This is a genomic window from Cellulomonas sp. Root485 (assembly GCF_001426705.1).
Classification (GTDB): domain Bacteria; phylum Actinomycetota; class Actinomycetes; order Actinomycetales; family Cellulomonadaceae; genus Cellulomonas.
This window is the reverse complement of sequence record NZ_LMFC01000004.1, coordinates 124,218-143,233: the sequence shown is the minus strand read 5'-3', so window position 1 is coordinate 143,233 and position 19,016 is coordinate 124,218. Positions and strand designations below refer to the sequence as shown.

Here is a 19,016-nt window from a genome sequence, read left to right as displayed (position 1 = left end):
GCCTGTCTACTTGCCGTGTGCAGGCTTCGGTGCCGCCGCGGCCTTGGCCGCCTTGCGCTCGTCGTTGCGCTGGTGCGCCGCCTCGGAGATCGCCTGCCCGTCGACGCCACCGTCGTGAGCCTGCTCCGAGACCCATGCACCGAAGTTGTCGTCCTTCGGCTCGTCAGCCTCACCGGCGTCGCTCGTGGGCTCGGTCACCGACTCGGCGCTCGGGTCCTCGGAGGGCTCCGCAGCAGGTTCGACCGTCGGCTCTGTCGTCGGCTCGGTCGTCGGCTCTGTCGTCGGCTCCTCGGTCGGGGCGACGACGACCTGGTCACCGCCGTCGTTCGTCGCTGAGTCGGCAACTGCCGGGACGGCGATCGCCACGGTCAGCGCACCGGCTGCCACGGCGATGCCCACCTTCGCACCGAGGTGGAGCCGCTGGAACCTGGCCCGCGAGCTGCTGCCCATGACGACTCCTCGTTCGAGATCGCGCGTACCGTCCGGGTGACGGCGCAACGAACGGTGCATACCCCACGATCATCGGCACTCGCGCAGCCGCGCAGTAGCCCTGTCACTCGATCGCGCGCCCTCACCGGAGTCGGCGTGCGTCCGACCGACAGGCGGCTGAGCTCGCGCAGCGCGGTCCGGGCCCAAGCGGCGGGCCGGGTGGCTGTCGGAGGCGTGTCCAGGTCGTCCCAAGAATCGGTACATTGCGCGCAAACCTGACACGCGCGACGATGAGTGCCTCGAGTGCGGGTGTCGATCGCGGGGGGCGCGATGATTCGGACCGTGTACGCCGGCTCCGTTGTCGCAGACCTGAGCCCCGTCTCATCGAGCGGCGACCGAGCAGCCACGCCCCCTCATCGCGCCGCTATGAGGCACAGGGCCGCTGACGACGAGCGAGCACCCAGCGACATCGCCTCAGGCTTCCGAGCATGATCGGGCACCGGCGTCTCCGGTGGGTCGTGGTGATCGTCGTGGCGGCGGCGGTGGTCTCGCTGCCGGCGCCGGCGCTCGCCGCGTCCGCGTTGTGTGCTCAGGCCGCCGAGCTCGTGCGCTCCGCCGACCCCGGCGCCGCACTCGCACTGATCGACAAGAGGAAGCAAGAGCTCGACGCGCTCGCCGGAGAGGACACAGGTTCTCTCTGCGGTCCCCAGGTGGACACCGCGCGCGCGAACCAGGAAGAGGCCGATGCGCTCGTCGCCAAGGCGAAAGGTCTCAGCGACCCGCAGGAGAAGGCCAAGGCGCTCGACGACGCGAAGAAGCTGGACGCCAAGGACGCCGAGCTCGTCAAGCTCACCACACAGCCGACCCCGGCCGAGGACGCTGCCGAGCAGTGGAAGACGTTCCTCTCCGATCACGTCCAGCCATTCGGAGCGCCGGCGACAGTGGCGTTGGCGATCGCGCTGGGCTGGCTCGTGCTCGGCCGCGTCCTGATCCAGGTCTACTCGGCGAAGCGGAAGCTGCCCGCGGGAAAGCATGCGTGGCGGTGGATCCTGCCCGGCGCCCTGCTCGCGGTGGCCTCCGGGTTGCTGTTCACCTTCGTCCTGCCCACCGACCACAGCGTCGGGCGATACGTCGCGGTGGGTGCCGTCGGCCTGGCGGGGGCAGGCCTGCTGTCCTGCGGTCTGGCCAGCCGACTTCGGCTCACGATCGAGGCGACGCCGTCGACGGAAGGGAAGGACACCCCGTCCCCGGCCCGGATCGTCGCGATCCTGCGCAAGCTCGGGGCCGACTCGCCACGTGGCATGGAGGTGCCGGTCGGCACCGACGTCGGCGTCCTCTCGGACGCCGTGACGAAGGCATCCAGCGTCGGCTGGATCGCGAACATCGTCGGAGCCCTGACCGCGATCCTCGGGTTCACCCCGTGGAAGGTGGTCCTGCACCGGACCGCCGGCGGTACGGCCGTCGTGATCACGCGCAACGGACGCACCATGGACGCGACCAACGTGAGCGCGGACATCCTGGGCGCGGGCATGCCTTCGGGGACACCCGACGTGCTCATCGCGTCGTTCATCCTGATGACGATGGCCGACGGTTACCGGGAGCGGGCGGGGTTCGAGGGTCTGCTGGGCAGCAACAGCTGGAAGAGCATCGGACTGGTCGCATCGACCCAGAAGGAGATCGCCCCACCGGCAGCGACCAGCCGCGCCGAGGTGGGGAGGCTGTTGTCTGCGGCGGCGCTGCAGGAGGACAACCCGTTCTCCCGGATGGCACTGCACGAGCACCTCTACCGCGACCGCAAGGAACCGGCTGTCGCCGAAGGCTACGCACAGTGGCTGTCCGACGAGGCCGAAAAGTCGGGCCCCGCGGTCCGCCCAGGGGTCCGCCCCGAGGCTGCCGCCCTCGGTGCGAGCCCACCGCCGACGACGATGGCCGACCGCATGGCCATCACGGTCCCGCCCGGACCCGCACAGCCGGCCGACCTCATCCGGGCACGGTTGCTGTACGCGTCGCTCGTCGTGACCCTCAACGTCCTGGAGACCAAGAACGGTGAGGCGGTAGCGACCGAGCGCCTCGGGACCACCTATGACTCCCTCGTCGCGCTGCTCGCGGGCATCCAGAGCCAGGACGGCGCCATCAAGCAGCTCAAGGCGCAGGTCGCGGCCCTCAAGCCTGCGGTCAAGGCGCGGACGGACGAGGTCAGCGCGCAGACCGCCGGCGCGAGAGCTCGAGGACGGTGGACCCTCAAGGAGCGTCGGATGATCGAGGCGGTCGCCCTCGACGAGCTCGGTCCAGGCGCTTACAACGCGATGTGCCGCGCGGCAGCCACGTCCGGCGACGGAGGGCAGAGCCTGGCCAAGGCCGTCGCTCTGTACACGGTGGTGTCGGTCGACCCTGAGCTCCGAGCCTGGAGCCTGAACGACCCCACCCTGACCGCACTGCGCCGGGACCCACGCATGTGGGAGGTCGTCGCCGAGAGCAACGACGTCCTCGACGTGGCGCCGTTCGCCGCGGATGCCGAGGCCCTCCGCAAGGTCGGGATCGCATCCGTCGGCACGATCGCGGAGACGAAGCCGCAGACGCTGGCCGAGCTCATCGGCATCGCGAGGGCGAGAGCCGTTCGCCTCGTGCAGCTCGCCCAGGTCCTGAACACCCTGCCGCCGAAGCTCCGCGACCGGTCGGCGGACATCGCGACGATCCTCGTCACGACCTCGGCCACCAACCTCACATCGCTCCCGGCGAAGATCGAGGCCGTCGCCGCGAAGCTGCGGGCTGTCCCGGGCTTCCGACCGGGCGAGCCGCTCAGCACCGAGGCGGAGACCTGGCTGGGGTCCCACGATGCGCAGGCCGTCGCGCCGGGCCTCACGGACGTCGAGTCCCGCCGACGTGATGACCGCGAGCGCGCGGCCGCCCATCGGCCACCAGCGTTCGACGGGACGATCACCGACGACGAGCACGACCACGTACCGACGCGCCGCTACGTCCCCGCCGGGCACGGAACGCAGAGGGCGGTCGTGTTCCTGCACGGCGGGTTCGGGGTGTCGGGAGACCTGGAGCTGCACAGCGGGTACTGCCAGAAGCTCGCCGAGGGGCTCGGCACCGTCGTGCTGTCGGTGGACTACTCGCTCGCACCCGAAGCCACGCTCGACGACGCTGTGGACGAGGCGCTGATCGGCCTCCAGGTCCTGAGCGGGGAAGGCTTCGCACAGCTGTTCCTGTGCGGAGACTCCGCCGGAGGGGCGGTCGCGACGCTGGCTGCGGCCCGCGCGGACGGGAGCACTCCGCTCATGGGGCTTCTGCTGACCGAGCCGAACCTGGACCTGACCCTGGCGTCCTACGACGACACCGTGCCGGGCGGCCCCGACCGCACCTTGTCGGCAGCGGCCTTCTCGGTGTGGGCAGCCGTGGCCTCCCTCGCCGACGCCCCGCGCCTGGACAGCCTCGCCGGTCGGTTGCCCAGCACGGTCGTGGCCGTCGGGACGCTGGACTCGTTGAGGGTCGAGGCTCACGCGCTGCAGAGCGCCTGTGCACTGGCCGACGTCTACTGCCGCGTGATCGACGTGCCGGGCGCGACGCACGGATTCACCGAGACCGACGCGGTGGACGGGGTGGTCGCCGCGTTCCGGGAGTTCATCACCAGCAGCAACCCGCGCCGCCCGGCGCACTGAGGACACCGGGACGGCACGCGCGAGGTGGATGCGGCTATCGGAAGTCACGCAGCGCGGTCCTGCCCACGCGCCGGGCCGGGACGCTGTCGGACTCACCGAGTCTCGTCGCGGTCGCCAGGACGGCCGCCCGCAGGTCCGTGCTCCGTCTGCCCACCGCGCGCAGCGCCATCGAGATCGACGTGCTCACCAGTGGCCGCTCGTCCCCGGCGTGCTCCTCGACGAGGTCCAGTCCGGCACGAAACGTGTCGTCCGAGGCGGCGCGGTCGTGCAGCGCGAGGCTCCACAGCAGGGCGAACGACGCCCGGCGCACGAACAGCGCCTCGTCGGCCGCCCACGGTTCGAGCCGGGTCCAGGCACCCGGCACCCGGTCGAAGAGTGTGAAGCAGACGGTGTCGCAGATGGCCCAGCTGTCGAAGTCAGCGCACCAGGCGTCCATCTGCTCGATGGTCACCACCGCCGGGTCGTCGACGAGCCCCGCCACGACGCGTGCTTCGTAGACGCCGGTCGCCCACAGATCGGCGGCGAGGGTGTGGTCGCGTCCGAGTCCACGGGCGAGGCGCTTCATGTCCGCCATCGACACCCCGAGAGCCTGGTCGACGTGGATCCCGTACCGCGGGCCCATCTGCGCGCGCGCGTCTGCCGACGCGTGCTCCTGGAGCAGGGCCATCACCTCGGCTGCCTGCACGTCGGGTCCCCCTCCGTCGGCGGACCACGTCGGAACCGCCCGCCGATAGTCTCCCGGTGTCAGGTCGCCGTCGGGAGGGATCCACGTGACGCACACCGTCAACTTCGTCGACGTGTCCACCGCGGGGCTGGAGTCCTCGCCGGTGGCCGACGCACTCGCTGGGCTGCGCGCCAACGAGGCGCGTTACTTCCAGAACAAGTACGACCACGTCTTCACGACGGATCCTGCGGCCGACGCCACGGACACCGTCGAGTGGGTGCACGGGATCCTGCAGGACGAGCGCGACCTCGTGATCTCGTCCCGCCCGCTCGAGGCGACGCAGTTCGTGGTCGACGGGACCCGGTGGGCCTACGTGTTCTACGAGTCGGGGCTGTCGATCAACGTGCTGTACGGCCTCGCGGAGGGGTCGAAGCGCGCGGTGGGATTCAAGCTGTCGGACGGCATGGACGTCCCCGAGGAGCTCGCGGAGCGCTTCAAGTTCGCGCGGCAGAAGTCCAAGCTCGCCGGCACGATCCGCGGCTCGTTCTTCGTGATCAAGAACGAGCACTGACTGCCGTGCAGGACGACGGTCGGCCGGCGTCGACCCGGGGGCACCGCCTCGCGCGGATGACCGGGCGCGACCCCGGTGCGGACCACCGTGCCGCTTCGCCCCTGGAGCTGCTCTTCGACCTCACGTTCGTCGTCGCCTTCGGGCAGGCCGCCGACGAGCTGGCGCACCTCGTCGTGGACGGCCACGCCACCGAGGGCGTCCTCGGTTTCGTGTTCGCCATCGGCGCCACGTGCTGGGCCTGGATCAACTTCTCCTGGTTCGCGTCGGCCTACGACACGGACGACTGGCTGTTCCGGATCACGACCCTGGTCCAGATGATCGGGGTCGTCGTCTTCACGCTCGGGCTGCCGGCCATGTTCGAGTCCCTGGAGGCGGGCGGCAGCGTCGACAACGGTGTGCTCGTCGCCGGCTACGTCGTCATGCGGGTCGCCATGATCGCGCAGTGGCTTCGCGTGGCGGTCCAGGATCCCGACCGCCGCCGCACAGCCCTCGCGTACGTCGTCCTCGTGGGGGTCGCGCAGCTCGCGTGGATCGCGCTGGCGGTCGCGCGGCAGTCCGCGCTCGGCTTCTTCGTGTGTGCCGCTCTGCTGTTCGTGTTCGAGGCCGCCTGCCCGGTGATCGCCGAGCGCCGGTCGTCGGGCACCCCGTGGAACCCCCTGCACATCGCCGAGCGCTACGGCCTGCTCGCGATCATCGCGCTCGGCGAGGGGATCTTCGGCACCGTGGCCGCCGTGTCGGCGCTGGTGGACCAGCAGGGTTGGAGCACGGACGCCGTGATGGTCGTCGTCGCGGGTGTCGGCATCACGTTCGGTCTCTGGTGGACGTACTTCCTCGTGCCGTCGGGGGAGATCCTCACCCGGCACCGCGAGCGGTCGTTCGTGTGGGGCTACGGCCAGATCGTCGTCCTCGGCGCCATCGCGGGCATCGGTGCCGGACTGCACGTCGCGGCGTCGGTGATCGAGGGGCACGCCGAGGTCGGGGTGACCGCAGCGATCGTCTCGGTGGCGGTGCCGGCCATGGTGTTCTCGGTGGCTCTGTTCGCCCTGCGGACCTACCTCGTGCGCGAGGTCGACGCGGTGCTGACGGGCCTCGTCGCCGGGTGCGTCGTGATCCTGGTCGGGGCGATCGGTCTGGCCGCGGCGGGTGCGCCGATCGGGCTGTGCCTCGTGGTGGTGACGGTCGCGCCCGCGGCCGTCGTGGTCGGCTACGAGACGCTCGGGTACCGCCGCGAGGCGGCGGCCGTCGAGCGAGCCCTGGCCTAGCGGGCGCGGAACGCCCGGACCACCTGGGCGACCGCCACGCCCGCGGCCGACACCAACGGCGCGGCGACCACGATCAGCGCGATGACGTTGGGCCGGAACGTCAACCCGTCAGGGCCGCCGACGTAGGCGCCGATCGGGACGGCGTACCCACCGCCACCGCCGCCGCTGCCCTCGCCCCTGCCCGTGGACCCGTCGGACCCTTCCGGCAGGTCGCCGGAGCCTTCTCCCCCGCCGAAGCCGAACCCGACCAGCGCCACGGGCACGAGCTCGTGGCCGTCGAGCGTGACCTTCTCGCCGTACGCCAGCGTCGCGCCCCAGGACGACACCGAGTCCGCCAGCTTCTCCAGGAGGTTCGTCATGGCCCGACCGTAGCCAGGTTCACGCGAACCGGACAGACCGGAGTCAGCGCACCAGAGTCAGCGCAGCTCCGCGGGCACGATGTCGAGCGCGTTCTCCCGCACATGGTCCAGGGCCCGCTTGACGGCTCCGACGGTGACGATGTCCCGCCCCAGCCCGGACGCGAGGACCTGGATGCCGGGCGGGTCGACGTACCGGTCGAGCTCGTGCCGCACGAGCTCCAGCAACGGCTCGCAGGACTCGGCGACGGCGCCGGCGATGATGACGCGTTCGGGGTCGTAGATGCTCGCGAACGTCGCGACGATGCGCGCCAGTCGTGCGGCGACGTGCTCGACGACGCTGACGGCGAGGGGGTCCTCGTCCCGTGCGGCGGCGAAGACGCTCTCGGCGTCCAGCCTCGCGGGGTCGACGTCCTGCAGCGACGAGCCGGTGCGCCCGTCGAGCCGGTGCAGCTGCGCGCGGGCGTCATCGCGCACCATCGCCGCGATCCCGTCGGCTGACCCGACCCCCTCGACGAAGTCGAGGTAGCGCATCTCCCCCACGCCGCCGTGGGCACCCCGCAGCAGGCGCCCGTCGTCGACGACGCCTGCGCCGAACCGCTCGCCGGCGAGCAGGGTGACGTGGCACCGCGCGTCGCGCCCGTGCCCTTGCCAGTGCTCGGCGACGGCGGCGAGGTTCGCGTCGTTGTCGATGAGCATGGTCCAGCCGTGCCGCTCGCGCAGGTGCTGGGCGATGTCGGGGTTCATCAGCTCCCAGAACGGGTTGTCCTGGAAGACGGTGCGGCCGTCCCGGTCGACGGGCGCGGGCACGCCGACCGCCACGGCCAGCACGCTCCGGAGGTCCGCACCCGCGTCCGCCAGGGCGGTCAGGGTGCCTTCCTCGATGAGGGCGAGCCGCCGAGCAGTGGTGCCGTCCTGGGGCGTGACGGGCAGCACCGTGCGGGAGAGCGTGACCCCGCGGAGGTCCGCGACTGTCGCGCTGATCCGGTGCTGACCTGCGTCGACACCCACGACGACCCCGGCGCGGGCATCGAAGGCGTACCGGCGGGCGGGCCGTCCGTTGCGGTGGTCGGCGGCGCGCAGGCTCTCGAGCTCGGTGACCCAGCCCTGCTCGATGAGCTCGTCGCAGACGCCGTGCACCGTCGCCCGCGAGAGCCCGGTGGCGTCGATGAGCGCCGACCCGGTGACCTCGCCGGCGTCCCAGAGATGGTCGAGGACGAGACGCGCGCTGGCCTCGCGCAGGTGCCGCGACGACACCGGGACCCGAACCACCACTTGACCTCCTCCGCCGACAGCGTCACTCTAGTGCCAGGACTTAAATTTAGGACCTACATCAAACCGGAGGACGAGTGACGGCCCTGTCAGAGCTCGACGAGACGCCGACCCCGCAGGACGCAGCATGGTGGCGGCAGGCGGTGGTCTACCAGGTCTACCCGCGCAGCTTCGCCGACTCGAACGGCGACGGCATCGGCGACCTGCCCGGCATCACCGGCAAGGTGCCCTACCTGCGCGAGCTCGGTGTCGACGCGGTGTGGCTGAGCCCGTTCTACCCGTCGGCGCTGGCCGACGGCGGCTACGACGTCGACGACTACCGGGACGTCGACCCGCGGATCGGGACGCTGGAGCAGTTCGACGAGCTGCGCACCGCTCTGCACCGTGCGGGCATCCGGCTGATCGTCGACATCGTCCCGAACCACACCTCCAACCGGCACGTGTGGTTCCGGGAGGCGCTCGCGTCCCCGCCCGGCTCGCGGGCGCGCGAGCGCTACATCTTCCGGCGGGGCCGCGGCGAGCACGGCGAGCTCCCGCCGAGCGACTGGACCTCGACGTTCGGCGGGCCGGCCTGGGAGCCGGTCGGCGACGGTGAGTGGTACCTGCACCTGTTCGCCCCCGAGCAGCCCGACCTGAACTGGGCCGACGACGAGGTGCACCAGGAGTTCCTCACGACGCTGAAGTTCTGGGCGGACCGCGGGGTGGACGGGTTCCGCATCGACGTCGCGCACGCGCTGGCCAAGGACCTCACCGAGCCGCTCGCCAGCCAGGCGGACCTCAAGGCGGACATCTGGGGAGGCGCCCACCCGCTCGAGGACCGCGACGAGGTCCACGACATCTACCGCGAGTGGCGGCAGCTGTTCAACCAGTACGACCCGCCGCGCACCGCGGTCGCCGAGGCGTGGGTCCCGGCGCACCGCCGCTCCCGCTACGCCTCCCCCGACGGCCTGGGCCAGGCCTTCAACTTCGACCTCCTCGAGGCGACGTGGGACGCGACGACGTTCGCCGCGATCATCGACAAGAACCTCGAGCTCGCCCGCGAGTCCGGCGCGTCGTCCACGTGGGTGCTCTCCAACCACGACGTGGTGCGGCACGCCACCCGGTACGCCCTGCCGGAGGGGACCGACCTCGACGCGTGGCTCACCAGCGACGGCACCGACCCGCTCCCCGACGAGGACCGCGGTCGTCGCCGCGCACGTGCGGCGACGCTGCTCACGCTGGCCCTCCCCGGCTCCGCGTACCTCTACCAGGGCGAGGAGCTCGGTCTGCCCGAGGTGGCCGACCTCCCCGACGACGTCCTGCAGGACCCGACGTTCCTGCGCTCGGGCGGCGTGCAGAAGGGTCGCGACGGCTGCCGCGTGCCGCTGCCGTGGACGACGCACGGTCCGACGCTCGGCTTCGGCGACCAGCTCGCACACCTGCCAGTCCCCACCGACTTCGGTCGCTTCGCCGTCGAGCGCGAGGAGGCCGACGACGCGTCGACGCTGAGCTTCTACCGGCAGGCCCTGGCCGAGAGGCGCCGGCTGCAGAGCGGCGAGACGCTGGACTGGCTGACGCCCACGCACCCGACCGTCGTCGCCTTCCGGCGGCCCGGCGGGTGGACGTCCGTCACCAACTTCGGGAGCTCGCCGGTGCCGATGCCGGCCGGCTCCCTGATCATGTCCAGCGCTCCGGCAGAGGGGCGAGAGATACCGGCGGAGACGACCGTCTGGATCCTGCAGGACCCCGAGCACGCCGTCTGACGACCACCCGTCCGACGGCGGCGGCACCAATGTGCCGCCCGGTGACTTCGACCAACGGAGGCGAAGGCATGACATCCCAGGCATCCCTCTTGTCGGCACAGCTGGGCCGACGCGACTTCCTGCGCGGGATCGGGGTCGCCGGCGCGAGCCTCGCTCTCGCGTCGTGCGCCCCCAGCTCAGGCTCGGGGCCCACCGAGATCGTCTTCTACCAGTCGAAGCCGGAGGTGATCGGCTACTTCGACGAGCTCATCGACCAGTTCCACCAGACGCAGTCCCGCGTGCGGGTGCGCCACGACGCCGCGTCCAACCTGGCCGGGACGTTCGTGCGGGAGTCCCCACCCGACATCGGCTGCCTCAACTACAACTTCGAGGTCTCCCGCTACGTGGAACGCGGAGCGCTCAGCGACCTCGGCGACATGCCCGAGGCAGGCCGGATCCTCGACGAGCTCAAGCCGCTCATCGACGTGACGGCCACCTACCCGGACCGCACGAGCGTGATCCCGTACTCGCTCATGGCGGCGGCCGTGCTCTACAACCGGCAGATCTTCGCGGACCACGGCCTGACGGTCCCGACCACCTGGGACGAGCTCATCGCCGTGTGCGACGCGCTCGCCGCCGCGGGCGTCACCCCGCTGTACAGCACGTTCAAGGACCCGTGGACGATCGCGCAGGGTTCCTTCGACTACTCGGTCGGCGGCACGGTGGACACCACGACGTTCTTCAACCAGCTCAAGCGGCAGGGCACCAACGTCGGGCCCGACTCCCCCGTGTCGTTCGAGAAGCAGTTCCTCGCGCCGGTGCAGCAGATGCAGCAGCTCGTCCCGTACTCGCAGGACGACGCGGCGAGCCGCGGCTACGGGGACGGGAACCTCGCGTTCGCGAACGGCGAGGCGGCGATGTACCTGCAGGGTCCGTGGGCGATCGGCGAGATCGCGAAGTCGAACCCGGACCTCGACGTCGGTGCGTTCCCGCTGCCGATGACGGACGACCCGGCGGACCGCAAGGTGCGGGTCAACATCGACCTCGCGCTGTGGATCCCCGAGGGCTCCACGAAGAAGGAGGCGGCACGCGAGTTCCTGTCCTTCCTCATGCAGCCCGACGTCATCGACGCCTACAACGCCCAGGCGCTGGGCTTCGGCGTGACCAAGGACGCGGCCCCGGTGACCAACGAGACGCTGGTCGAGCTGAAGGAGTACTACGACCGCGCCGCCTTCTACCTGGGCGCGTCGCAGCTGGTCCCGCAGTCGATCCCGCTGCAGAACTACACCCAGTCGCTCGCCTCCGGTGCCGACCCGGAGCCCATCCTGCGGACCCTCGACGCCGACTGGCGGCGCCTGGCCTTCCGTTCCTGACGACCTCGACCAACGAACGGAGACCTCTCATGGCCACAGCAGCTGCCACCCGGCCGACGAGCCGCGACGTCGCGGCACCGACGCCGTTCCGAGCGAGTCGCCCCCGGGTCAACCGGACGTTCTACCTGTTCCTGCTGCCCACGCTCATCCTCTTCACCCTCTGCATCACCCTGCCCGCGATCATGGGCATCACGTTCAGCTTCACCGACTCGGTCGGCTTCGGCGAGTTCCAGTTCATCGGCCTGACCAACTACGTGGCGCTGTTCTCGGACCCGGCGATCCGCAGCTCGTACCTGTTCACGATCGGGTTCGCCCTCGTCACGGTGCTGCTGGTGAACCTCCTCGCGTTCCTCCTCGCCGTCGGCCTGACCGCCAAGATCCGCGGCAAGATCGCGCTGCGCGCGGCGTTCGTGCTGCCCATGGTCATCTCCGGCATCGTCATCGCCTACGTCTTCAACTTCCTGTTCTCCAACTCCCTGCCGCAGCTCGGGCAGGCGGTGGGCATCACGGCGCTCGAGCAGAGCCTGCTGGCCAACCCCGACCTGGCCTGGGTGACGATCGTCATCGTCACGGCCTGGCAGGCGATCCCCAGCGCCCTGCTCATCTACATCGCGGGGATCCTGTCGATCCCGGCCGAGGTCTACGAGGCGGCGTCGATGGACGGGGCGTCGTCGATGCGGCGCCTGGTCTCCATCACCCTGCCGCTCGTGGCGGGGTACGTCGTGATCAACCTCGTCATCGGCTTCAAGAACTTCCTGAACGCCTACGACATCATCGTCGGCCTGACCAACGGCGGTCCGGGCACGGCGACCCGCAGCGTCGCGATGACGATCTTCTCCGGGTTCACCGGCGGCGACTACGCCTACCAGATGGCCAACGCCACGATCTTCTTCCTCATCGCGGTCGTCCTCGCCGTGATCCAGCTTCGCCTCAACCGCGGAAGGAGCGCGTTCTGATGACTGCCCAGACCCTGGTCACCACGACCCCCGCCCAGGTACCCGTCCGGACCCGCCGGCGCTTCCTCGGCCGCGGCGGCGAGGACCGCCCGAGCTGGGGCACCACGATCGTCCTCGTGCTGTGCACGCTGGCCGTCATCGTGCCGCTCTACGCGACCGTCACGATGGCCTTCAAGACCACCGAGCAGTCGGTCGACGGGCAGGTGTTCTCCCTGCCGAACCCGATCAGCGTCGACGGGTTCGTCCAGGCGTGGGAGCTCACCGACTTCCCCCGCGCCTTCGCCATCTCGGTGTTCGTCACCGCGGTGACCGTCGTCGGCACCGTCGTCCTCGCGGCGTTCGCGGCCTACGCCATCGCCCGCAACTGGGGCCACAAGTTCTTCCGCTGGTCGTTCTTCTACCTGCTCGCCGCGATGTTCCTGCCCTTCCCCGTGCTCGCCCTGTCCCAGGTCAAGCTCACCGGGATGGTCGGCCTCGCCAACCCCGTCGGCGTCGCGCTCCTGCACGTGATGTTCCAGCTGTCGTTCAGCGTCCTGCTGTTCACGGCCTTCATCCGAGGGCTGCCCGAGGAGCTCGAGGAGAGCGCCCGGCTCGACGGTGCCACGACGTGGGTGGTCTTCCGCCGCATCGTCTTCCCGATGATGGCGCCCATGAGCGCGACCGTCGCGATCTTCGCGTTCCTCGCCTCGTGGAACGACTTCATGATGCCGTCGCTCATCACGGCCGACTCCACGCTGCAGACCCTCCCGGTGCTGCAGAACATCTTCCAGACCCAGTTCAGCAGCAACTACAACGTCGCGTTCGCGTCCTACCTCATGGCCATGACGCCCGCGATCATCGTCTACCTGTTCACCCAGCGCTGGGTGATGTCCGGGGTGACGCAGGGGGCGATCAAGTAGGAGGCGCCGGCCGGGCCAGCCCGCGACGCCTCTGCACCCCCCAGTCGGTCTTGCCGCGGGTGATGTCGACGTACCCCAGGAACCGCCAGACGTTGTGCAGCTGGTGGTACCCGACGCTCTCGAGCACGGTGTACGCGAGCAGCCGCGCCACGTCCCTGCGCCGCTCGTACCGTCCGTACCCGACCTGGTCGATCGCCAGCGCCAAGGTCGAGAGCACCACGCCCATCCCGATCGAGACGGCGAGGAACGACACGAAGTACCCCGTGGACACGGAACCGAACGCGTACAGCCCCACACTGACCAGCAGGCCGAGGAGGGCGAAGATCGGGCTGAGGAACTCGAACACGGCGAAGTACACGGCGGACACCAGGCCGATCGGACCGTAACGGGGGTTGCCGATCATGACCCGGTGCCGACGGAGCGCCTCGTACAGGCCTCGCTGCCAGCGGCGTCTCTGCCCGCCCAGCGTGGCGAAGTCCTCGGGAACCTCGGTCCAGCAGACCGCGTCGTCGACGAAGACGACCCGGTACGGCTCGTCCCGCTCCCGAAGGTGCCGGTGCAGACGCAGGGTCAGCTCCAGGTCCTCCCCCACGGTGCCCGTCCACAGCCCGCCGACGGTCTGCAGCAACGATCGGTCGAAGATGCCGAAGGCGCCGCTGATGAGCCCCAGGGCGTCCAGGCGACCCCATCCGACGCGGGCCACCAGGAACGCGCGGATGTACTCGAGGGTCTGGATGGTCGCCAGCCGGCTGTGGCCGAGCCGCACCGACTGCACCTGACCGTGGTCGATCTCGCAGCCGTTCGCCACGCGGACCGTGCCGCCGGCCGCGACCACGGACTCGGGGTGGTCCAGCAACGGCTTGGCGATGCGCAGGAGCGCGTCGTGCTCCAGCACGGAGTCGGCGTCGATCATGCAGACGTACGGGTGCCGGGCCGCGTTCACGCCCGCGTTGATCGCGTCGGAACGGCCGGCGTTCTCCTTGTCCAGCACCAGCAGGTCCGGGTGGGACCGCGAGGCGTAGGCGGCCCGGATCCGCGCGGTCGGGATCCCCTCCCGCAGCGCCTGACGCACCGGCACGAGGTCGAACGCCGCGACCAGCGCGGTGATCGTGCCGTCGTTCGACCCGTCGTTGACGACGATGACCTCGTGCTGCGGATAGCGCAGCGCCAGCAGCGACCGGACACTCTCGACGATCCCCGCCTCCTCGTTGAAGGCCGGGACGAGCACCGAGATGCCCGGTGTCAGCGGGGAGGCGAACGCCTCGTCCAGCCCCAGGTAGCGGCGTCGCCAGATCGTCCCCCGCAGGTCGTTCCACGCGAGGCCCGTGAGCAGCAGGTACAGGACGTCGATGATCACGAAGTACACGAACGACGCGACGGAGAACGCGACCAGTGCCGCCTCCAGAAGGCTCACAGCGCCAACCGGTCCGCGGCCTCGCGCAGGTGCGGCCCGGCGTCGGGGTCCTCCGCGCACGACAGCACCAGCTCCGGGTCGATCCGCGCCAGGGCCCTGCCGGCCTCCGTGGCCGGGTCGAACTCGTCGTGGCGGGCCACCTCGAGCAGCGCGGCCGCAGCCGACCGACCGCCGATCTGTCCGAGCGCGCGGGCCGCGGCGGCCCGGACGAACGGCACCCGGTCCTCGAGCAGGTCGATCAGCTGGTCCCGCCCGGTGCTGGCGCCGAGCCGTCCCATCGCGGCGGCACCCGCGGCGCGGACCTCCGAGGAGGCGTCGCGCAGCCGTGGAAGGAGCACGTCGGCAGCGTCGGCCGAGCCGAGGAGCCCGACGAGGTCCGCGGCGTGGACGCGGAAGGCCGGGTCCGGATGGTCCAGCAGGTCCAGCAGGTGGGGCACCGCGGCAGGACCGATCTCGAGCAGCGCCGCACCGGTGACCGATCGCGGCACCCGCTGCGCGACGGAGGCGCCGATGAGGGGCTCGACCGCAGCGGTGGCGCCCAGACGACCGAGGCTCCTGGTCGCCGCGGCCCGGACATCGACGCCGGGGTCGTCGAGCGCGAGCAGCAGGTCCGGGATCGCCCGCTCCGAGGCCGTGTCCCCGAGGCCGAACGCGGCCGCCACCCGCCGTCGCAACCGGCGGCTGCGCAGCCGGTCCCGCAGCTGGTCCACCGCGCCGGAGGCCTCGAAGTACGCGCCGATCCGTTCGTCGTCGTCCCCCCGCAGGATCCGCGAGTAGTGCGCCAGCAGCTCGGCGAACACCCGGGCCTCGGTGCCGACCAGCACGGGGGGCTCGGCGTCCGGGGTGTCCACCAGCTCGATCGCCGCGGGCCGCAGGCGTTCGGCCACCTCGCGCAGCCGCCGGTCCCGTGCGCTCCGCCAGGTCCGGAGCACGATCAGGGCGAGCACCAACGCCACGCCGGCCAGGGCCAGGACCAGGACGACGGAGACCAGGGTCACGTGCGGCCTACCGGCGGCCGAGGATGGCCTGCACCCGCGCGCGGAGCTCCTGCGGGCTGAAGGGCTTGCGCACGTAGTCGTCGGCGCCGGCGTCGAACCCGCGCTGGACGTCTCCGTCCTGCACCTTCGCGGTCAGCAGGATGATGGGCATCCGGCGGGTCGCCTCGTCGGCGCGCAGCGCCCGGGTCACCTCATAGCCGTCGAGCTTCGGCATCCGCACGTCCAGCACGGCCAGGTCGGGGACGTGCTCCCGGGCCACACGCAGCGCCTCCTCGCCGTCCTTGGCGCTCACCACCGCGTAGCCGGACCGCTCCAGCCGGAACGCGAGCAGGTGGAGGATGTCCTCGTCGTCGTCGGCGATCAGGATCACCGGCTTCGTGGGCGACGACGCGTCCGCGCTCATTCGACGGCCTCCGTCTCGGCCGGGCGCGCCGCAGGCTGGCGGACCGGCAGCTCGACCGTGATGGTCGTGCCGACGCCCTCGGCGCTGGTCACCGCGATCGTCCCGTCGTGGACCTCCACGATGGACTTCACGATGCTCAGCCCGAGCCCCGTCCCGTCGACCGCACCGACCGTCGAGGCGCGGAAGAACCGCTCGAACAGCCGGTCGACCTCGCCCGGCGGGATACCGATGCCCGTGTCGGCGATCTGCGCACTCACCATGTCCTCAGCTCCGCTCAGGGTCACCCCTATCGTGCCGCCCGGGGGCGTGAACTTGACCGCGTTCGAGATCAGGTTGTCGAACATCTGCGTGAGCCGGGTCTGGTCCGCCCAGAGCGGCTCGAGGTCGTCCGGTGCCGTGAGCTCGACCGACACCCCTCCCTGCCGTGCCCGGGGCAGCGCCGCCTCCACGCTCGCCGCCGCGACCTCGGCCACGTCGACCCAGCTGCGTTCCAGCGACAGGCGGCCCGCGTCGACCCGCGCGACGAACAGGATGTCGTCGATGATCCGGTTCAGGCGACGGGCGTTGCGGTCGATGACCTCGACGAAGTCCTGCTGGTCGTCGTTGAGGTCCCCGAACTCCTGGCCCAGCAGCATCTCGGCGTAGCCGCCGATCGACGTCAGCGGGGTGCGCAGCTCGTGCGAGACCGAGCTGACCAGCTGGTCCTTCATGCGGTCCAGCTCGCGCAGCTGCGCGTTCTGCTCCGCGAGGCTGTCCGCCGTCGCCTGCTCGGCCTCGAGGAGACTGTCCCGCTCCAACGCGAGGGACAGGCCGCGCGCGACGGTGACCAGCGCGTCCCGCGTCCCCTGCTCGGCGGTCTCCCGCTGGTCGGCGACCACCGAACCGACGGCGTGGCCGTTGACCACGACCAACGCGGTGAACAGGCCCGTCTCGTCGGTCGGGTCCGGCCTGGTCTCGACCACGCGTGCGGTCCCACCCGGGACGAGGTCGTCGACCGCGCGCTGGGCCGTGGTGACGAGCTCGTCGTGCCCGGTGCGGAAGAGCAGGTCCGAGCCGAAGCGGGACAGGGCGGCCTCGCGCTCGGCCGCCCGCAGGGTCTGCCCGACGAGGTCGACGAAGCGGGTGACGACCAGCGCCGCGATCGCGACCATCGCCAGGAGCGTGATCCAGACGTAGTCCACCCTCCTCGTCAGGGCCTGGATGGCGAGGACCACGACCGGGACCAGGCTGATCAGGTACAGCGAGACCACCCGGCGCACGCTGTAGCGCGGCAGCGTCACCTCGCTGGTCCGGGCGGTGAGCGCCGTCATCGACGGGTGCAGCCCGGCGAGGCCCAGCGTGAGCACGCCGGCGAGCAGGAGGGCGTCGGCGAGCCTCCGGTCCCCCGCCGAGGTGTACAGCTCCTGGACGCTGTAGACGACGTCCCCGACGAGGATCAGGGCAAGGCTCGCGGTGAGGAGCCGCAGCGCGAGGGGCCGCCAGCTGGTGGACAGCAGGAACTGTGCGGTGACGGCCAGCAGCAGGACGTCGGCCAGCGGGTAGGCGCTGGCCACGACCGCCGCCGCCAGGGACAGGTCGGGGTCGGCGATGTACTTCGAGGTGATCAGCAGGAGCGCGAACAGCGTCGCGGCGATGGTGATGATCCCGGCGTCGATGAACGTGCCCCGGCGGCCCTCCCGGAACCCGGCCCTGCTGGCGACCAGCAGCCCGCCCGCGAACAGGGGGTACGCCAGCAGGTAGAAGACGTCCGCGACCGACGGGAAGCCCTGCGTCCCCTGCAGCTGGAGGATGCCGAGCAGGAAGTCCGCGACCGCGAACGAGGCGAGCCCACCGGCGATCAGCAGCCACGCCGCGGGCGCTCGCGGCCGGTACCGGCGTACCCCGGAGACGACCGCGACCACCGAGGCGATGTCGGCGAGCGGGTAGAGCACCAGTCCGCGCAGGACCGTGTGCTCGCTCGGGACGAGCATGTAGGCGGCCCACAGGGCGACCGCGCCCCACACAGCCGCACGCCACAGGTGGGCGTCCGCTCGATGCCCGGCTTCCGCCGTCTCGGTGTGGAGCCTCGTGGTGGCCACGAAACCGATGCTCCCACGCGGTAGCGGGCGCGGGGCCGGGTAGCCCCGGCGCGGCGCGCCCGCATACGAGCACGGGTGTCAAGGTGCCGAACGACCCTGGCGGCGCGGCTGTGGATGACTAGCGTCGTGGGGGCCGGGCGACACCGAGATCGGCACCGAGACGTAGGAGATGCCGATGCCTCTGCTCGACGGCAGGACCATCCTGGTGACGGGTGTGCTCACGGAGGGTTCGATCGCCTTCCACGTCGCCCGGCTCGCCCAGGAGCAGGGCGCGCAGGTGGTCCTCACGTCGTTCGGCCGCCAGCAGCGGCTCACGGAGGCGATCGCCCGTCGGCTGCCCGTCGTGCCGCCGGTGGTCCGGCTCGACGTCACGTCGACCGCGGACCTGGCGGCCCTGGCAGGAGCCGTCGGCGAGCACGCGGACACCCTGGACGGCGTGGTCCACTCGATCGGCTTCGCTCCGCAGTCCGTCCTCGGCGGGGACTTCCTGGGCGGCCAGTGGCCCGACGTGTCGACCGCGCTGGAGGTCTCGGCGTACTCGCTGAAGGCCCTGGCGGTCGCGACGCGGCCCCTGCTGCACCGGGGCAGCTCGGTCGTCGGACTGACGTTCGACGCGAGCGTGGCGTGGCCGGTCTACGACTGGATGGGCGTCGCCAAGGCCGCCCTGGAGTCGACCTCGCGCTACCTGGCCCGCGACCTGGGGCCCGACGGCATCCGGGTCAACCTGGTCGCCGCGGGGCCGGTCCGGTCGACCGCGGCCAAGTCCATCCCCGGCTTCGAGACGATCGAGGACGGCTGGGACCGTCGGGCGCCGCTCGGCTGGGACGTCCACGACGCCGGCCCGACGGCCCGCGCGGTCGTCGCGCTGCTCTCGGACTGGTTCCCGGCCACGACCGGCGAGGTCGTGCACGTCGACGGCGGCGTCCACGCCATGGGGCTCTAGCGACCCCTGCCT

General features: G+C 71.2%; 16 protein-coding genes. 8 read left to right on the top strand and 8 right to left on the bottom strand.

Features of this window, described 5'->3' with window-relative positions; genetic code table 11:
- Window positions 1–6 precede the first annotated feature (6 nt).
- Entirely contained in the window at window positions 7–450 is a 444-nt protein-coding gene (locus ASD16_RS21865) for a hypothetical protein (protein ID WP_055920996.1), read from the bottom strand.
- Window positions 451–917: 467 nt separating this feature from the next.
- Between ASD16_RS21865 and ASD16_RS18135 the strand changes: the two genes are divergently transcribed.
- Window positions 918–4,094: an alpha/beta hydrolase fold domain-containing protein gene (locus tag ASD16_RS18135; protein ID WP_055920993.1), complete on the top strand. Its 3,177-nt coding sequence runs from the start codon at window positions 918–920 to the stop codon at window positions 4,092–4,094.
- A gap of 34 nt (window positions 4,095–4,128) precedes the next feature.
- Here the strand turns inward: ASD16_RS18135 and ASD16_RS18130 are convergent, their stop codons facing one another.
- Entirely contained in the window at window positions 4,129–4,779 is a 651-nt protein-coding gene (locus ASD16_RS18130; protein WP_157454018.1) for a DNA alkylation repair protein, read from the bottom strand.
- 85 nt (window positions 4,780–4,864) lie between these two features.
- Between ASD16_RS18130 and ASD16_RS18125 the strand changes: the two genes are divergently transcribed.
- Together ASD16_RS18125 and ASD16_RS18120 are read left to right on the top strand one after the other, a co-directional pair.
- Complete coding sequence (locus ASD16_RS18125) at window positions 4,865–5,329, top strand: hypothetical protein (RefSeq protein WP_055920990.1); 465 nt, start codon at window positions 4,865–4,867, stop codon at window positions 5,327–5,329.
- Window positions 5,330–5,334: 5 nt separating this feature from the next.
- The gene (locus ASD16_RS18120) at window positions 5,335–6,591 is read left to right on the top strand and encodes a low temperature requirement protein A (protein ID WP_235523409.1); all 1,257 of its coding nucleotides are present in this window, start codon (window positions 5,335–5,337) and stop codon (window positions 6,589–6,591) included.
- Here ASD16_RS18120 and ASD16_RS18115 read toward each other — a convergent pair.
- Window positions 6,588–6,950, bottom strand: a complete 363-nt coding sequence (locus ASD16_RS18115; protein ID WP_055920987.1) for a hypothetical protein — start codon at window positions 6,948–6,950, stop codon at window positions 6,588–6,590. The genes ASD16_RS18120 and ASD16_RS18115 overlap by 4 nt on opposite strands.
- 57 nt (window positions 6,951–7,007) lie before the next feature.
- On the bottom strand, window positions 7,008–8,222 hold the full coding sequence (locus ASD16_RS18110) for an ROK family transcriptional regulator (RefSeq protein ID WP_055920985.1): 1,215 nt from the start codon (window positions 8,220–8,222) through the stop codon (window positions 7,008–7,010).
- A 74-nt stretch (window positions 8,223–8,296) separates the two neighbouring features.
- Between ASD16_RS18110 and ASD16_RS18105 the strand changes: the two genes are divergently transcribed.
- The 4 genes from ASD16_RS18105 to ASD16_RS18090 all read left to right on the top strand — a co-directional run bounded on the left by ASD16_RS18105 (window position 8,297) and on the right by ASD16_RS18090 (window position 13,168).
- Entirely contained in the window at window positions 8,297–9,961 is a 1,665-nt protein-coding gene (locus ASD16_RS18105) for a glycoside hydrolase family 13 protein (protein ID WP_055920982.1), read from the top strand.
- Window positions 9,962–10,029: 68 nt separating this feature from the next.
- Window positions 10,030–11,313, top strand: a complete 1,284-nt coding sequence (locus tag ASD16_RS18100; RefSeq protein ID WP_055920979.1) for an ABC transporter substrate-binding protein — start codon at window positions 10,030–10,032, stop codon at window positions 11,311–11,313.
- A 29-nt stretch (window positions 11,314–11,342) separates the two neighbouring features.
- Window positions 11,343–12,269, top strand: a complete 927-nt coding sequence (locus ASD16_RS18095) for a carbohydrate ABC transporter permease (protein WP_055920976.1) — start codon at window positions 11,343–11,345, stop codon at window positions 12,267–12,269.
- Window positions 12,269–13,168, top strand: coding sequence for a carbohydrate ABC transporter permease (locus tag ASD16_RS18090; RefSeq protein ID WP_055920973.1), 900 nt, complete (start codon window positions 12,269–12,271; stop codon window positions 13,166–13,168). Before ASD16_RS18095 ends, ASD16_RS18090 begins: the two co-directional genes overlap by 1 nt.
- Here the strand turns inward: ASD16_RS18090 and ASD16_RS18085 are convergent.
- The 4 genes from ASD16_RS18085 to ASD16_RS18070 are packed head-to-tail and all read right to left on the bottom strand — an operon-like array spanning window position 13,161 to window position 18,061.
- Window positions 13,161–14,582: a glycosyltransferase gene (locus ASD16_RS18085; RefSeq protein ID WP_055920970.1), complete on the bottom strand. Its 1,422-nt coding sequence runs from the start codon at window positions 14,580–14,582 to the stop codon at window positions 13,161–13,163. The two genes, ASD16_RS18090 and ASD16_RS18085, sit on opposite strands and share 8 nt — an antisense overlap.
- On the bottom strand, window positions 14,579–15,580 hold the full coding sequence (locus tag ASD16_RS18080) for a HEAT repeat domain-containing protein (RefSeq protein ID WP_055920967.1): 1,002 nt from the start codon (window positions 15,578–15,580) through the stop codon (window positions 14,579–14,581). The genes ASD16_RS18085 and ASD16_RS18080 overlap by 4 nt, the downstream gene beginning before the upstream one ends.
- Window positions 15,581–15,587: 7 nt before the next feature.
- Entirely contained in the window at window positions 15,588–15,983 is a 396-nt protein-coding gene (locus ASD16_RS18075; protein WP_055920965.1) for a response regulator transcription factor, read from the bottom strand.
- On the bottom strand, window positions 15,980–18,061 hold the full coding sequence (locus ASD16_RS18070) for a HAMP domain-containing sensor histidine kinase (RefSeq protein ID WP_157454017.1): 2,082 nt from the start codon (window positions 18,059–18,061) through the stop codon (window positions 15,980–15,982). The genes ASD16_RS18075 and ASD16_RS18070 overlap by 4 nt, the downstream gene beginning before the upstream one ends.
- Before the next feature lie 175 nt (window positions 18,062–18,236).
- Here ASD16_RS18070 and fabI point away from each other — a divergent pair, with 175 nt between their 5' ends.
- Window positions 18,237–19,004: an enoyl-ACP reductase FabI gene (gene fabI, locus ASD16_RS18065; RefSeq protein WP_055921705.1), complete on the top strand. Its 768-nt coding sequence runs from the start codon at window positions 18,237–18,239 to the stop codon at window positions 19,002–19,004.
- The last annotated feature ends 12 nt before the right edge of the window (window positions 19,005–19,016 follow it).

Bases quoted from the DNA above. Each gene is read 5' to 3' on its own strand.
- ASD16_RS21865 (WP_055920996.1), bottom strand. From the start codon at position 450: ATGGGCAGCAGCTCGCGGGCCAGGTTCCAGCGGCTCCACCTCGGTGCG.
- ASD16_RS18135 (WP_055920993.1), top strand. From the start codon at position 918: ATGATCGGGCACCGGCGTCTCCGGTGGGTCGTGGTGATCGTCGTGGCG.
- ASD16_RS18115 (WP_055920987.1), bottom strand. From the start codon at position 6,950: ATGACGAACCTCCTGGAGAAGCTGGCGGACTCGGTGTCGTCCTGGGGC.
- ASD16_RS18100 (WP_055920979.1), top strand. From the start codon at position 10,030: ATGACATCCCAGGCATCCCTCTTGTCGGCACAGCTGGGCCGACGCGAC.
- ASD16_RS18095 (WP_055920976.1), top strand. From the start codon at position 11,343: ATGGCCACAGCAGCTGCCACCCGGCCGACGAGCCGCGACGTCGCGGCA.
- ASD16_RS18090 (WP_055920973.1), top strand. From the start codon at position 12,269: ATGACTGCCCAGACCCTGGTCACCACGACCCCCGCCCAGGTACCCGTC.
- ASD16_RS18075 (WP_055920965.1), bottom strand. From the start codon at position 15,983: ATGAGCGCGGACGCGTCGTCGCCCACGAAGCCGGTGATCCTGATCGCC.
- fabI (WP_055921705.1), top strand. From the start codon at position 18,237: ATGCCTCTGCTCGACGGCAGGACCATCCTGGTGACGGGTGTGCTCACG.